The sequence below is a fragment of the Mesorhizobium sp. USDA 4775 genome (genome assembly GCF_054062655.1).
The window spans coordinates 2487329-2501072 of record NZ_JBSSFM010000001.1 but is presented as its reverse complement, the minus strand read 5'-3'; the positions used below and the strand labels follow the sequence as shown (position 1 = coordinate 2501072).

The following is a 13744-nucleotide window of genomic DNA, read 5'->3' as shown; positions in this document are numbered from 1 at the left end:
CATGCTGCGGACACTCGCGGTCTCGGCCGGCTACGGCCTGCTCCCTGTGCTGAACGGCATCGATCTCAGCGTGGCACCGGGTGAAGTCGTCGGCCTGCTTGGCCGCAATGGCGCCGGCAAGACGACGCTGCTGCGCGTCATCGCCGGTGGCCTGAAGGCGAGCGGCGGCGCGGTTGTTCTCGGCGATCAGGACCTTACCGACGCGGCGGCCTTCCGCCGGGCGCGGGCGGGCATAGCGCATGTGCCGCAGGGCCGCGGCATCTTCAACCAGCTGACCGTGCGGCAGAATTTGGAGGTCGGCACGCGCGCAGCCATGGACCGTGGCGACGGCGGCATTCCTGACGACATCTTCGGCTATTTTCCGATCCTGCGCGAACGCGAGGCGCAAATCGCCGGCACGCTGTCGGGCGGCCAGCAGCAGATGCTGGCGATCGGCCGCGCGCTATGCGGCCTGCCGTCGGTGCTGCTGCTCGACGAACCCTCGGAAGGCATCCAGCCGAACATCGTGCAGTCGATCGCCGAGCTGGTGCCGCGCATCGCCCGCGAGCGCGGCATCGCGATCGTTCTGGTCGAGCAGAATCTCGATCTCGTTCTGAAGGCGGCCGACCGCTGCCTGGTGATGGAAAAGGGCAGGATCGTGCACGAGGGCACGCCGGAGGCGTTCGCCGACGAGAGCCTGCTGAAGGACCTGTTGGCCCTATGAGGCGCGCCCGAAGCGCATCTGGACCTGCTGACTTTGTAAGGCGTGCATGGGGCGTGCCTGGACTGGAAGGGAACATAACAATGATAAGCAGAAGAACGATACTGAAAGCCGGCGGCGCAGCCGCCGCCTTCGCCATGGTCGGCGCGCCGTCGATCCTGCGCGCCGCCGATACCGTCAAGGTCGGCCTGTCGATCCCGATCACCGGACTGCAGGCGATCCTCGGTGAGACGCTGCTCAATTGCTACAAGCTCGCCGCCGCCGAGCTCAATGCCGCCAACGGCATTGGCGGTCGCCAGGTCGAACTGTTCATCGAGGACAACCAGACGACGACCAAGGGCTCGATCGACAAGGCGCGCAAGCTCATCAACGAAGACAAGGTCGACGTGGTCATGGGCACGATCATTTCGCCCGAGCGCAGCGCGACGCTGTCGGTGACCTCGAAAGCCAAGAAGCTGTTCTTCTACCCGACCAATTTCGAGGGCGGCGAATGCAACCGCTACTTCGTCGCCACCGGGCCGATCCCGATGCAGCAGGTCGACCCGATGATGCCGTGGGTGGCCGAGAATCTCGGTAAGACGATCTATGTCATGGCCTCGGACTACGCCTGGCCGCAGAAGATGACCGAGGCGATCACGGCGGCCTATGAGAAGGCCGGCGGCAAGATCATCGGCGCCGACTACTATCCGTTCGGCACCACGGATTTCGGCCCGGCTTTCCAGAAGATCAAATCGCTGAAGCCCGATGTCGTCTGGTCGATGGTGGTCGGCAACGATGCCGTCACGCAGCTCAAGCAATATCGCTCTTTCGACATCAAGCAGCCGCTGATCGCGCCGCTCGACGAGGTTTTCAACAAGGACGCGCTGCCGCCCGGCGTCGCCGCCGGCACCTATGCGCCGCAGCCTTACTGGATGGCGCTCGACAATCCGGTCAACAAGAAGTTCATCGCAAGCTTCCGCGAAAAGTTCGGCCAGGAGAAGATGGTCAACGGCATCGGTGAGGCCGGCTACAACGGCCTGCATCTCTATGCGCTGGCCGCCGAGAAGGCCGGGTCACTCAGGGATGACGATGTGCTCAAGGCATTGCCCACCATCGAGTTCGACGCGCCGCAAGGCAAGATCCGCGTCGATGCCTCCAACAACCACACGCTCTGCCATTCCTATGTCGGCAAGGCGGCGGCGGACGGCGTCAGCTACGAGATCGCTAAGGATTTCGGCGCCATCACGCCGGTCACGCCTTACTGCAAGGTGTAGGATCTTACACCCGAGAGGTCCTGACGGCGGCTTTTCGGCCGCCGTCACGGCGTCCGCGGCGCCGGCAGCCGCTCGCGTAATTCGTCGACAAGCACCCTGGTGTTTTCGGAATAGTCGATGGGCACGACGACGAGATGCACGCCGCCGCCGGTGAAGGCCCGCTCCAGCGCCGGCCGCAAATCGGCGATCTCCATAACCCTGGTTCCCTTGGCGCCATAGGCCTCGGCGTATTTGACGAAATCGGGATTGCCGAAGGTCATGCCGAAATCCGGGAATTCGTCGACCGCCTGCTTCCAGCGGATCATGCCATAGGCATGGTCTTCGAGCAGCAGGATGACGAGGTTGAGCTTCAGCCTGACGGCGGTCTCCAGTTCCTGGCTGTTCATCATGAAGCCACCATCGCCGCAAATGGCCATGACACGGCGCGTGGGATAGAGCAGTGACGCCATCATCGCCGACGGCAGGCCGGCGCCCATCGTGGCCAGCGCATTGTCGAGCAGCAGCGTGTTTGCCATGCGCGTGCGGTAGTTGCGCGCGAACCAGATCTTGTACATGCCGTTGTCGAGGGCGAGGATTCCGTCCGCCGGCATTACGGCACGCACATCATGCACGATGCGCTGCGGCGTGAAGCGGTCTTCGGTGGCGCGCGCCGCGATCCGGCTCAAAATGCCTTCCCTGAGTGGCAGCAGCGCCTGTGCGTTGGGGATCTTGCCCTCGATGCGGTCCGCCAGGAGCGCCAGCGACGGGCCAAGGTCGCCGACGATCTCGGCCTGCGGGAAATAGACCTGCTCGACATCGGCCGAGTGGTAGCCGACATGGATGACCTTCGGCCCGTTGGCGCCCATGATGAAGGGCGGCTTCTCAACCGTGTCGTGGCCGATGGTGATGATCAGATCGGCCTGTTCGATGGCCTCGTGCACATAGTCGCGCTCCGACAGTGCCGCCGTTCCCATATAGAGTTCGGTGCCGCCGGGCACCGTGCCCTTGCCCATCTGCGTGGTGAAATAGGGTATTTGCGTGCGCAGCACGAACTGGGCGACATCGGGTGTCACACGCGGCCTCGACGCCGCCGCGCCGAACATCAGCAGCGGACGCTTGGCCTCCATGATCATGCGGGCGGCGCGATCGAGCGCGTCCGCGCTGGCCAGCGGCAGCTCGACCGGATGCGTCGGCACCAGCGCCACCGGCTCGCACTCGGCCGCCGCGATGTCTTCCGGCAGTTCCAGATGCACCGGGCCGGGCCGCTCTTCCTGGGCAACGCGGAAGGCCTCGCGCACCAGCGAGGGGATCATCTTGGGCGAGACGATCTGGCGCGACAGCTTGGTCAGCGGCTTCATCGCCGCGACGATGTCGACGATCTGGAAGCGCGCCTGCCGTGATGACAATATGCCTTTCTGGCCGGTGATCATGATCATCGGCATCGCGCCGAGCAGCGCATAGGCCGCCCCGGTCGTCAGATTGAGCGCCCCGGGGCCAAGCGTGGTGATGCACACGCCCGCCTTGCCGGTGAGCCTGCCATAAGTGGCAGCCATGAAAGCAGCGGCCTGCTCATGTCGGGTCAAGATCAGCTGGATCGACGAGCGGCGGATCGATTCGACGATGTCGAGATTCTCCTCGCCGGGAATGCCGAAAATCCGGTCGACCCCTTCATTCTCGAGGGCCGCCACGAACAGATCCGAACCTTTGGTCATGAACCGCCTCTCCTGCAATGCGCACGTTCCGCCTTCATATGGCATTGGTAAGCGGCGCCTCAAAGAGCGCAAGCCTGCTCTCGGCGATCAGCCCATCAGTTTCGGCAGGGCGGCTGCCAGCGCATCGATGGCGAGCCTAACCTTGAGCGGCAGATGCGGCGTCTGCAGCCAGAGCGCATGGCAGTCGTAGAGATAGTGCGGCTGGTCCGGCAACAGCGCGACCAACGCACCGGCCTCTATGCGCTCGCGGACCAGCCACCACGGTAGCCACGCCAGCCCCATGCCTTCGGCCGCTGCATCGGCGATGGCGTCGAGATCGTCGAGCCGCAGCCGACCGCTGGGGATGATCTCCTGTACGGATTGCCCTTCACGCGCAAACAGCCAGGGCTGAACGACCTGGCCGAGCCGGCGATAGACGATTGCCTGATGGTCGGCGAGATCTTCGATCCGCCGCGGTTCGCCATGGATTCCGAGATAGGCAGGCGCGGCACAGACAACCATGCCCTGGCGTGCAACGCGGCGCGCGATCACGCCGGCCTTGTCCTCAAGATCGCCGGTGCGGATGGCAAGGTCAAAGCCGTCCTCCGCGAGATCGGCGAAGCGGTCGCTGAGCGACAGATCGAGTTCCAGCATCGGATAGTGCCGCGCCAGCTTCAGCAACACGGGGGTGACGCAGTGGCGGCCGAAATGCGCCGGCATGGTCACGCGCAGTCTGCCTCTCGGTTCCGAAAACTGGTCGGCGGCCAGCGCATCGGCGGCTTTCGCCTCGGCCAGCACGATGCGGCAGCGTTCGTAATAGGCGCGGCCGAAATCAGTCAGGCTCTGGCGGCGCGTGGTGCGGTTGATGAGGCGTACGCCGAGCCGCTCTTCGAGAGAGCGGACATGCTTGCCCACCATCGGCCCGGACAGGTCGAGCGCCACCGCCGCAGCCGCGAACGAGCCAAGGTCGACCGCCTTGACGAACACGGCCATGCTCTCGAGCCTATCCATATTCGAAACCTCTGGTTTCTACTGCTTTATCCCTACGCCCATTTATCCATGAAGCCTCTGCCTGCATAGCTCATTCGGTTCAGATAATTAGGAGTAACCCGAATGGCTCGTATTGTCCGCTTCCACCAGCATGGCGGTCCCGAAGTTCTGCGCATCGAGGATATCGACCTCACTCCACCGCGTCCGGGTGAGGTTCAAATCCGCGTCAAGGCGCTCGGACTCAACCGTGCCGAGGCGCTGCTGCGCGCGGGCAGCTATATCGAGACTCCGCCCCTGCCCTCCGGGCTCGGGCTGGAAGCGGCAGGCATTGTCGAAACGGTAGGCGAAGGCGTGAAGGATTTCGCCCCGGGCGACGCTGTCAGCGTCATCCCGCCGCAATCGATGGTGCGCTGGCCCGCTTACGGCGAGCTGGTCACCTATCCCGCCAGGCTCATCGTCAAGCACCCATCGTCGCTCGACTGGCAGACGGCGGCGGCGATCTGGATGCAATATCTCACCGCCTATGGCGCCCTGATCGATATCGCCAAACTGAGCAGCGGAGACGCTGTCGTCATCACCGCGGCCTCAAGCAGCGTCGGGCTTGCCGCGCTCCAGATTGCCAACAAGGTTGGCGCGACAGCGATCGCGGTGACGCGAACATCGGTAAAGAAACAGGCCCTGCTCGATGCCGGAGCGGCGCAGGTTGTCGTCCTGGCCGAGGAGGATCTCGCCGCACGGCTGAGCGAGATCGCGGGGCCGCAAGGCGTGCGCGTCGTGCTCGATGCAATCGGTGGTCCGATCTTCGAGCCGCTGACGGCGGCAATGTCAAAGGGCGGCATTCTCATCGAATATGGCGGGTTGAGCCCCGAGCCGACGCCGTTCCCTCTGGCTGCCGTGTTGGGCAAGACGCTGACGTTGCGTGGCTATCTCGTGCACGAAATCACCGGCACCCCGGAGAAGCTGGAGGTCGCCAAGGCGTTCATCCTCGAAGGCCTGGAGACGGGTACGCTGAGGCCGATCATCGACCGGAGCTTCGCGTTCAACCAGATCGTCGAGGCGCACCGCTACCTCGAATCGAACGAGCAATTCGGCAAGATCATCGTAACGGTTTGAGCGACGGCAGCGGCGAACAAATCATTCCGGCAATATCGCCCTTGAAGGCCTGGCTCGGCATTCCTAACTGTGTGGTGCGGGCCGGGCCCCTCTGACGATCGCTTCTGGTGATTGTGATGTCGGACCGCTTTAACGGGCCCGTTTCCACCTTTTTCGGTCAAGCGGGCTCAATCCTTTCGGTTTGGAGCCCCGTATGACATCTTCCCTCCTTGGTTTGGTTTGCCCCTCCTGCCGCGTCGCGCTCGTGATGAGCGAACGCCAGGGTATCGAGATCGACTATTGTCCGCAGTGCCGTGGCGTCTGGCTTGATCGAGGCGAACTCGACAAGATCATCGAGCGTTCCGGCAGGGAAGCGTCGCCTGCGGCGCAGCCACAGCCGGCAGCCTTCTCCCAGCCGCAACACGGCCGCGATGACGATTATTCGCGCTCGCAGGGCCACCGCTACCCCAAGCGGAAGAAATCCTTCTTCGAAGAATTGTTCGATTGACCGCATGGCGCCCGGCACCTGCTTAAAATTTCCAAAACCATACCGATAAAGGTTCATCTCCGATGATGTCTCGCACCAGCCGATTTGCAGCCCTGTTCGCCGGACTGTTCCTCGCATTCTCCATGGTCGCGATCGATCATGCCGAGGCTCGGCGTGGCGGCAGTTTCGGCAGTCGCGGCACGCGCACGTTCCAGTCGGCACCGCCAACGAGGACGGCGCCGGCGCCGACCGCTCCGGTCGAGCGTTCGATGACACCCAACACCGGTGTGAACTCTGCCGCCCGGCAGCCGCAGGCCGGCCTGCAGAGGCCCGGCTTCATGAGCGGCTTCGGTGGAACGATGATGCGCGGCCTGCTGATCGGCGGCCTGATCGGCCTGCTCCTGGGCCAAGGCTTCGGTGGTCTGGCCGGCATGTTCGGCTTCCTGCTCCAAGCCCTGCTCATCGGTGGCGCGATCATGCTGGCCATCCGCTTCTTCCGCTCGCAGTCGGCGCAGGGCCCTGCCCCGGCGCTGGCCGGTGCCGGCAATGCCCAGGCGTCGCGATTTGAGAACCGTGCTGCGGCGCAGCAGCAGGCAAGCTCGTTCACAATTCCCGGCTTTGGCGGTGGTTCGGGCGGAGGCTCACCGGCTGACGTCTCGGAGGAGATCACACTGGCTCAGAGCGACCTCGACGAAGACCATGCCGCCCTGCGCCGGGCGACGACGCCCGAAATGGTGTCCTATCTCTCGGAAGAGCTGGCCGACAATGCCCAGAAAGGTCTCAGGAACGAGGTCTCCGATATCACCTTGCTGCAGGCCGACATCGCGGAAAGCTGGCGCGAGGATGACCGCGACTACGCCACGGCCGCGTTGCGCTACGAGTCTCGCGACGTGATGCGCGAGCGGGCCAGCGGCAAGGTTGTCGAGGGCGACGAGAACCATCCGACAGAGACGACCGAGCTGTGGACATTTACGCGTCAGAATGGCTCGAACTGGAAGCTCTCGGCAATCCAACAGGCCTGAGCCCGACCATCGTACGGGTGCGTCGGTAGCGCCTCAGCGCACGATCCTGACGCACATCGGCGTGCCGATCTCGATGGTGCGTCCGATGTCCGTCAGCACGCCTGCGCGCTGAAATAAGGCGCCTCCCGGTTCAGGCGGCCGACAAAGACCAGGCAATCCTTTTTCATGATTTCCCCCCGCCTGCCCGCGCGTGAGCGCGCGGGATTGGGAAAAATTCGCCCCGCCCTCGCTTGCAACGTAATCCCATATGTGAAAATACTATTTACAAAAGAAGATTGGCGGGAGGAGACGTCATGCAGTCCGGCGCTTTGAGGCGTGTTCAAATGGCTGACCTAAGCCTCCTGCGAGACTGCCGGAGCCAGCCATGAACGACTTCGCGCCCACCGTCGGCATCGCATCGACCTACCCCAAAAACATGCCTGAGGCGCACGCGGCACTGCCAGTGTGGAACGCCGAGAACTGGTTCTACGAGGACTGGCCGGTCGGCCAGAAAATTCGGTCGTTGCGGCGCACGATGGCGGAAGGCGACAGCCATCTCTTCAACACGCTGGTGCTCGACATCCACCCCTATGTGCAGGACCAGATGTTCGCCGAAAGCGAAGGCATTTTCGGCAAGCGGCTGATCGCCGGTGCTTTCGTCTTTTCGGCGGGGCTGGGGCTGGTCGCCACCAACTGCGTCAACGCCTTTTCCTATGGCTATGACAAGCTCCGTTTCATAAAGCCCGTCTTCATTGGCGACACGATCTATTCGATCCGCTCCAACCTCGACAAGACGCCGCGCTACAAGGAGATGGGGCTGATCCGTGCCAGCTACGAAGTGTTCAAGGGCGAAGGCGAGCTGGTCCTCTATTGCGAGCATCTGCAGACGGTGAAGTATCGCAACCCGGCCGATTTCGTCGGCAAGACGGAGAAATGAAAATGCCGGCAGCCGCCGAATTGCCGCTTGCCGGTCTCACCGTCGTCGACATGAGCCAGTTCCTGTCCGGCCCCTATTGCTCGCTGCGCCTGCTCGATCTCGGTGCCCGTGTCATCAAGATCGAGCGTCCGGATGGCGGCGACCTGTCGCGCCGGCTCTATCTCAGCGACACCGAGATCGGCGGCGATTCCACGATCTTCCACGCCATCAACCGCGCCAAGGAAAGTTTTGCCATCGACCTGAAGAACGAGGCCGATCTCGAGGCGCTGCGCGGGCTTCTGGCCAAGGCCGATGTGCTTATCCAGAATTTCCGGCCCGGCGTCATCGAGCGGCTCGGCCTCGACTACGAAGCCGTCCGCAAGATCAACCCGCGGCTCGTCTACGCGTCGATCAGCGGCTATGGCGAGGACGGCCCATGGGTCAAGCGGCCCGGCCAGGATCTCCTGGCCCAATCGCGCTCCGGCGTGATGTGGCTGAACGGCGACGAGGACCAGGGGCCGGTGCCCTTCGGCCTTGCGATCGGTGACATGCTGGCGGGTGCAGCCTGCGCGCAAGGCATTCTGGCGGCGCTGGTGCGGCGCGGCATCACCGGCCAGGGCAGCCATATCGAAACCAGCCTCCTGGAAGCGTTGGTCGACTTCCAGTTCGAGGTGCTGACCACGCATCTCAATGACGGCCGCCGGCTGCCACGCCGCTCCAATTTCCGCAGCGCGCATGCCTATCTCTCGGCGCCCTATGGCGTCTATCCGGCCAAGGACGGCTATCTCGCCATCGCCATGACGCCGATCCCCAGACTTGCCGACCTGCTGTCGCTCAATGAGCTGGCGCCTTATCGCGACAGACCGGCCTCCTGGTTCACCGCGCGCGACGACATCAAGGCGATCATCGCGCAGCGGATCGCCAGCAAAACCATCGACGAATGGCTCGCCATTCTCGAGCCGGCCGACATCTGGTGCGCCAAGGTGCTGACCTGGCCGGAGATGCTGGCCAGCGAAGGTTTCCAGTCGCTCGACATGCTGCAGACGGTGACGCGCGAGGACGATGTCTCGATCCTCACCACCAGTTCGCCGCTCAGGGTCGACGGTGTCAGGGCCAAGGTCGATCGCGCCGCACCGCGCATCGGCGAGCACAGTGCCGCGATCCGCGAGGAGTTCGGCCTGTGACCACGCTCAAGGGCATGACCTGGAGCCATCCGCGCGGCTACGATCCGATGGTCGCCTGCTCGTCGCTCTGGCAGCAGAAGACCGGCGTCGCCATCGACTGGGACAAGCGCTCGCTGCAGGATTTCGAATCCTTCCCGGTCGAGGAACTGGCGCGCGCCTATGATCTGATCGTCATCGACCATCCGCATGTCGGCCAGATCACCGCGGAACGCTGCCTCGCGCCGCTGGATGTCGCCGGCCGCGAGGTCGAGCGCGCAGCCCTTGCGTCGGGAAGCGTCGGCCAGTCCTATCCAAGCTACGCCTGGCAAGGGCGGCAATGGGCCTTTCCGATCGATGCGGCCAGCCAGGTCCAGGCATGGCGGCCGGACGCGCTCGATGCGCCGCCGGCGCGCTGGAGCGAGGTGCTCGACCTCGCCCGGCAAGGACACGTGCTTTTGCCGCTGCGCCCGCCGCATGTGCTGATGGTGTTCTACACGCTTGCCGGCAATCTCGGGCACGCTTGCGTGACCGATCCGTCCCGCGATCTCATCGATAGCGAGGCCGGCAGCCAAGTCTTCGAAATGATGCGAGAGATCGCCGGCCTGGTCGAACCGGCCTGTTTGGAGATGGATCCGATCGCGGTTTCCGAACGCATGGCGGAAGCCGATTCCCAGATCGTCTGCGCGCCGCTGATCTATGGCTACGCTTCCTATGCGCTATCAGGGTTTCGCGCGCGCCGGCTGGCCTTCACCGACATCCCGGTCGTTGGCGCCAACGGCCCTGTCGGCTCGGCGCTCGGCGGCACCGGCATAGCGGTGTCAGCCTTTTCCAAGGCGAAGGAGGCTGCGACCGACTTTGCCTATTGGGTCGCCAGCGGCGACGTGCAGCGCGGCGCCTATGCCGCTGCCGGTGGCCAACCAGGCCATGCTGCCGCCTGGGAAGACCACACCGTCAATGCCGCGACCGGCAATTTCTATCGCGACACGCGCGCAACGCTGGGAGGCGCATGGGTGCGGCCGCGTCATGACGGCTACATGGCGTTCCAGCAGGCAGCGTCCGACCGCATCCTGTCCGGCATGACTTCCGGACACAGGGCCGCCGAGGTGGTTGCCGATCTCGTCAGCCTGTTCCGGGAGAGTGCCCCCGCGCAGGTGTCCGGCGCTGCCGGTAGAGGAGCCTGAACGAAACCGAACGGCGTAGAACGTCCGGGCTACGCCCCGGCGAGATGCCGAGGCAAATGCAACCTATTCCAGCCGCCAGAGCTTGCGGGCATTGCCCGACAGCAGGCTGTCGCGCTCCGCGATGCTGCAGCCGGAAAGCAGCGCGTGGGTCGCCGCGACCCAGGTCGACAGGCCGCCACCGAGCGTGCAGACCGGCCAGTCGCTGCCCCAGACGACACGGTCCCAGCCGAACGCAGCGATGGTGTGCTCGACATAGGGCCGCAGCGTCCCGACCGTCCAGCTGCCGGGATCGGCATAGGCGACGACGCCGGAGATCTTGGCCATGACGTTCGGACGCAGCGCGATCTCGCTCATATGCTCGCGCCAGGGATGCTCGGCGCCGCCCTTGATGTCGGGAACGCCGCAATGGTCGAGAACGAACTGGACGTCGGGTGCGAGGTCGGCCAGCGCTATTGCTTTCGGAATCTGGTGCGGCAGCACGACGAGATCGAAGGTCAGGCCGGCACCGCCAAGCCGCTTGATGTTGTCGCGAAACACCGCGCCCTCCGACAGATCGTCGGGCACGACATGGAGCACACGGCGGAAACCCCTGACGAAAGGATTTGCCCGCTGCCTTTCGAGATAGACCGGGAAGTCAGCATCTTCCGGCCGGCAGGACGCGATCGCCCCGACCAGCATGCTGCCGGCCTGTCGCGACAGACCTTCCACCCGTGCGGTCTCGGCTTCAATGTCAGCGGGATCGACATCGACCTCCATGTGCAGCACGCGCTCGACGCCGACACGCAGCGCCTCGGTGGCATATTCCTCGTAGGAGAAATCGCGGTTGAGCGGCGGCACCCCGGCAAGCCAGGGATAGCGCAAGGCCGAGCGATCGATGAGATGCAGATGGGTATCGATGATCACTGGAGCTCCTCCAAATTCTTTGTCAAATTATCTCACGGAGGAATTCTTCATTCAAATAAGAATTTATGCAGCCGACCCTACAGCCGAGCCAGCCAGATGCGACAGCTTCTCGCACGTCGCCAGCAGCAGTTCGATTGTCCTGGTGATATCTGGCGCGGACGGCGCATTGACCACGGTGATGTAAGGGATCGACAGGGCGGCGATGGCCTTGCCGTCGGAGCTGCGTACTGGAGCCGAGAGGTTGAAGACGCCGGCGGTCTGCATCGAGGCCATCATCTCGTAGCCACGGTCACGGATCTGGTCGAGCCGGGTGAAGAACTCGGCCGATTGCGCCGTCTTGTCGGTGCTGCGGACGTGTTCGGAGATCATCATCTGCCGCTCTTCCTGCGAGCGGAAGGCAAGCAGCACATGGCCCGAACCGGTGTCGAACAGGCTGATGTGGGAGCCGACGCGGATCGAGATGCCCCAGTAGTTCGGTGCCTCCTGCTGGGCGATGACGACGGCAGAACCGCGATCAAAAACAACGAGTTGGTTGGCCTGCTGCGAGGTCTCGGCCAGTTCGCGCATTAGTGGTGTGGCGTAGGACACCAGCCGCCGCACCGGAGCGTGCAGCTGCGCCAGGCCGAAAAGTTTCAGCGTCAGTGAATAGCGGTCGCCGTCCAGCCTTGTGACATAGCCGCGCCGCACCAGCCGGTCGAGCATGCGGTAGAATTCGTTGGGGCTGCGGTCAAGTTTCTTGGCGATTTCGGCCTGGGTAAGGCCGCCGTCCACGCCGGCCAGCAGCTCAAGAATGTCGAGCCCCTTGTCGAGCGCCGGCGCGCGGTAGCGCTCGTCTTCGCTGTCATCCATGAGGCATTTCTCCAGTGAAATCGATTCTTCATATACGCAGGAATGCGCCCGGCGGAAACAAATTTCGCCTTGACGTACGTATGAATGTTTTGTTTGTATATGAATGTAGCATTTCTTGTCACGCGGACAAGTTGCGGTCGCCGCTAAGGCGCACCCAGGGAGGAAACCAATGAACAGACTGCTTTCCGGCGTCTCCGCCGGCGCATTGGTGCTTGCATTTGGTGCAGGCACGGCCCTTGCCGGCGACCTGCCCGGCAAGTTCGAAGGCGTCACCGTCGACGTGAAACTGATCGGCGGCCAGCAATATGAAAAGCTCTATGAGCGCATTCCCGAATGGGAAAAGGCCACCGGCGCCAAGGTCAACATCCTGACCAAGAAGAATGGCTTCGACATCGACAAGGAGTTGAAGTCCGACATCGCCTCTGGCAGCACCAACTGGTGCGTCGGCTGGAACCATTCGTCCTTCGCGCCGCAATATACCGGCCTCTACACAGACCTCAGTAAATTGCTGCCCAAGGAAGAGATCGACGCCTTCGTGCCGTCGACGATCAAGGCGGCAACCATCGACGGCAAGCTGGAGATGCTGCCGCGCGCGCAGTTCGACGTCTCGGCGCTCTACTACCAGAAGAGCCTCTACGAGAACGCAGACAACAAGACCAAGTTCAAGGCCAAATACGGCTATGACCTGGTGCCGCCGGACAGTTGGAAGGAAGTCACCGACCAGGCCGAGTTCTTCGCCAACCCGCCCAATTTCTACGGCACGCAGTTCGCCGGCAAGGAAGAGGCGATCAATGGCCGCTTCTACGAGATGGTGGTCGCCGAGGGCGGCGAGTATCTCGACAAGGACGGCAAGCCGGTCTTCAACTCGGAGGCCGGCATCCGGGCGCTCGACTGGTTCGTCAATCTCTACAAGGCCAAGGCCGTGCCGGCCGGAACGACCAACTATCTCTGGGACGATCTCGGCCAGGGCTTTGCCTCGGGCACCGTCGCCATCAATCTGGACTGGCCGGGCTGGGCCGGCTTCTTCAACGACCCGAAATCGTCCAAGGTGGCGGGCAATGTCGGCGTGAAGGTCGCGCCGAAGGGTTCTTCCGGCAAGCGCACCGGCTGGTCCGGTTTCCACGGTTTCTCGGTGACCGAGAACTGCCCGAACAAGGCCGCCGCCGCTTCGCTCGTTTGGTGGCTGACCAATGAGGACAGCCAGAAACTGGAAGCCGCCGCAGGCCCGCTGCCGACACGCACGGCCGTGTGGGATTGGGACCTGAAGCAGGCCGCAAACGATCCTTACAAGAAGGAGGTTCTCTCTGCCTTCCAGGAAGAAGCCAAGCACGCCTTCGCCGTGCCGCAGACGCCTGAGTGGATCGAGATTTCGAACGCCGTCTATCCCGAACTTCAGGCGGCGATCCTGGGCGACAAGACCCCCAAGCAGGCATTGGACGAAGCCGCCGCCAAGGCGACGCAAATCCTGCAGGATGCCGGCAAGCTCTAGAACCGTCTCCCAAGGCCGCCTCCCCCATAATGAATGGGGGAGGCGATCGC

13 protein-coding genes are annotated in these 13744 nt (G+C 63.6%); 9 read left to right on the top strand and 4 right to left on the bottom strand.

Annotation, left to right across the window (positions count from 1 at the left end; all coding sequences use genetic code 11):
• The first annotated feature begins 1 nt into the window (after nucleotide 1).
• Together ACVILI_RS11970 and ACVILI_RS11965 are read left to right on the top strand one after the other, a co-directional pair.
• The gene (locus tag ACVILI_RS11970; RefSeq protein ID WP_019856721.1) at nucleotides 2-703 is read left to right on the top strand and encodes an ABC transporter ATP-binding protein; all 702 of its coding nucleotides are present in this window, start codon (nucleotides 2-4) and stop codon (nucleotides 701-703) included.
• A gap of 80 nt (nucleotides 704-783) precedes the next feature.
• Entirely contained in the window at nucleotides 784-1953 is a 1170-nt protein-coding gene (locus ACVILI_RS11965; RefSeq protein WP_038645111.1) for a substrate-binding protein, read from the top strand.
• Nucleotides 1954-1997: 44 nt separating this feature from the next.
• Here ACVILI_RS11965 and ACVILI_RS11960 read toward each other — a convergent pair whose 3' ends face one another.
• Both ACVILI_RS11960 and ACVILI_RS11955 read right to left on the bottom strand, forming a co-directional pair.
• Nucleotides 1998-3644: an acetolactate synthase large subunit gene (locus tag ACVILI_RS11960; RefSeq protein WP_019856719.1), complete on the bottom strand. Its 1647-nt coding sequence runs from the start codon at nucleotides 3642-3644 to the stop codon at nucleotides 1998-2000.
• An 87-nt stretch (nucleotides 3645-3731) separates the two neighbouring features.
• Nucleotides 3732-4634 carry a LysR family transcriptional regulator gene (locus tag ACVILI_RS11955; RefSeq protein WP_038645109.1) on the bottom strand — a complete coding sequence of 301 codons (903 nt, stop codon included), beginning with the start codon at nucleotides 4632-4634 and terminating at the stop codon, nucleotides 3732-3734.
• A gap of 102 nt (nucleotides 4635-4736) precedes the next feature.
• On the opposite strand from ACVILI_RS11955, the gene ACVILI_RS11950 reads away from it, so the two are divergent.
• From ACVILI_RS11950 to ACVILI_RS11925, 6 genes are all read left to right on the top strand, one after another.
• A complete protein-coding gene (locus ACVILI_RS11950; protein WP_038645107.1) occupies nucleotides 4737-5726 on the top strand; it encodes a zinc-dependent alcohol dehydrogenase family protein in 990 nt (329 codons plus the stop codon).
• Nucleotides 5727-5919: 193 nt separating this feature from the next.
• On the top strand, nucleotides 5920-6213 hold the full coding sequence (locus tag ACVILI_RS11945; protein ID WP_019856716.1) for a TFIIB-type zinc ribbon-containing protein: 294 nt from the start codon (nucleotides 5920-5922) through the stop codon (nucleotides 6211-6213).
• A gap of 62 nt (nucleotides 6214-6275) precedes the next feature.
• Nucleotides 6276-7214, top strand: coding sequence for a TIM44-like domain-containing protein (locus tag ACVILI_RS11940; protein ID WP_457102450.1), 939 nt, complete (start codon nucleotides 6276-6278; stop codon nucleotides 7212-7214).
• A gap of 364 nt (nucleotides 7215-7578) precedes the next feature.
• Nucleotides 7579-8130, top strand: coding sequence for a MaoC family dehydratase (locus ACVILI_RS11935; RefSeq protein ID WP_038645105.1), 552 nt, complete (start codon nucleotides 7579-7581; stop codon nucleotides 8128-8130).
• 2 nt (nucleotides 8131-8132) lie between these two features.
• The gene (locus ACVILI_RS11930; protein WP_038652271.1) at nucleotides 8133-9293 is read left to right on the top strand and encodes a CaiB/BaiF CoA transferase family protein; all 1161 of its coding nucleotides are present in this window, start codon (nucleotides 8133-8135) and stop codon (nucleotides 9291-9293) included.
• A 14-nt stretch (nucleotides 9294-9307) separates the two neighbouring features.
• A complete protein-coding gene (locus tag ACVILI_RS11925) occupies nucleotides 9308-10453 on the top strand; it encodes an extracellular solute-binding protein (RefSeq protein ID WP_038652268.1) in 1146 nt (381 codons plus the stop codon).
• A 63-nt stretch (nucleotides 10454-10516) separates the two neighbouring features.
• On the opposite strand, the gene ACVILI_RS11920 is transcribed toward ACVILI_RS11925, so the two are convergent.
• Nucleotides 10517-11356, bottom strand: coding sequence for an amidohydrolase family protein (locus ACVILI_RS11920; RefSeq protein ID WP_038645104.1), 840 nt, complete (start codon nucleotides 11354-11356; stop codon nucleotides 10517-10519).
• Between the two features lie 63 nt (nucleotides 11357-11419).
• A complete protein-coding gene (locus ACVILI_RS11915; RefSeq protein ID WP_019856711.1) occupies nucleotides 11420-12205 on the bottom strand; it encodes an IclR family transcriptional regulator in 786 nt (261 codons plus the stop codon).
• Between the two features lie 169 nt (nucleotides 12206-12374).
• On the opposite strand from ACVILI_RS11915, the gene ACVILI_RS11910 reads away from it, so the two are divergent.
• Nucleotides 12375-13694 (top strand): ABC transporter substrate-binding protein, encoded by a 1320-nt coding sequence (locus tag ACVILI_RS11910; RefSeq protein WP_019856710.1) that lies wholly within the window; start codon nucleotides 12375-12377, stop codon nucleotides 13692-13694.
• Nucleotides 13695-13744 lie beyond the last annotated feature (50 nt).

Coding starts and splice junctions, on each gene's coding strand:
- ACVILI_RS11965 (WP_038645111.1), top strand. CDS start 784: ATGATAAGCAGAAGAACGATACTGAAAGCCGGCGGCGCAGCCGCCGCC.
- ACVILI_RS11940 (WP_457102450.1), top strand. CDS start 6,276: ATGATGTCTCGCACCAGCCGATTTGCAGCCCTGTTCGCCGGACTGTTC.
- ACVILI_RS11945 (WP_019856716.1), top strand. CDS start 5,920: ATGACATCTTCCCTCCTTGGTTTGGTTTGCCCCTCCTGCCGCGTCGCG.
- ACVILI_RS11930 (WP_038652271.1), top strand. CDS start 8,133: ATGCCGGCAGCCGCCGAATTGCCGCTTGCCGGTCTCACCGTCGTCGAC.
- ACVILI_RS11935 (WP_038645105.1), top strand. CDS start 7,579: ATGAACGACTTCGCGCCCACCGTCGGCATCGCATCGACCTACCCCAAA.
- ACVILI_RS11960 (WP_019856719.1), bottom strand. CDS start 3,644: ATGACCAAAGGTTCGGATCTGTTCGTGGCGGCCCTCGAGAATGAAGGG.
- ACVILI_RS11915 (WP_019856711.1), bottom strand. CDS start 12,205: ATGGATGACAGCGAAGACGAGCGCTACCGCGCGCCGGCGCTCGACAAG.
- ACVILI_RS11925 (WP_038652268.1), top strand. CDS start 9,308: ATGACCTGGAGCCATCCGCGCGGCTACGATCCGATGGTCGCCTGCTCG.
- ACVILI_RS11910 (WP_019856710.1), top strand. CDS start 12,375: ATGAACAGACTGCTTTCCGGCGTCTCCGCCGGCGCATTGGTGCTTGCA.
- ACVILI_RS11955 (WP_038645109.1), bottom strand. CDS start 4,634: ATGGATAGGCTCGAGAGCATGGCCGTGTTCGTCAAGGCGGTCGACCTT.
- ACVILI_RS11970 (WP_019856721.1), top strand. CDS start 2: ATGCTGCGGACACTCGCGGTCTCGGCCGGCTACGGCCTGCTCCCTGTG.
- ACVILI_RS11950 (WP_038645107.1), top strand. CDS start 4,737: ATGGCTCGTATTGTCCGCTTCCACCAGCATGGCGGTCCCGAAGTTCTG.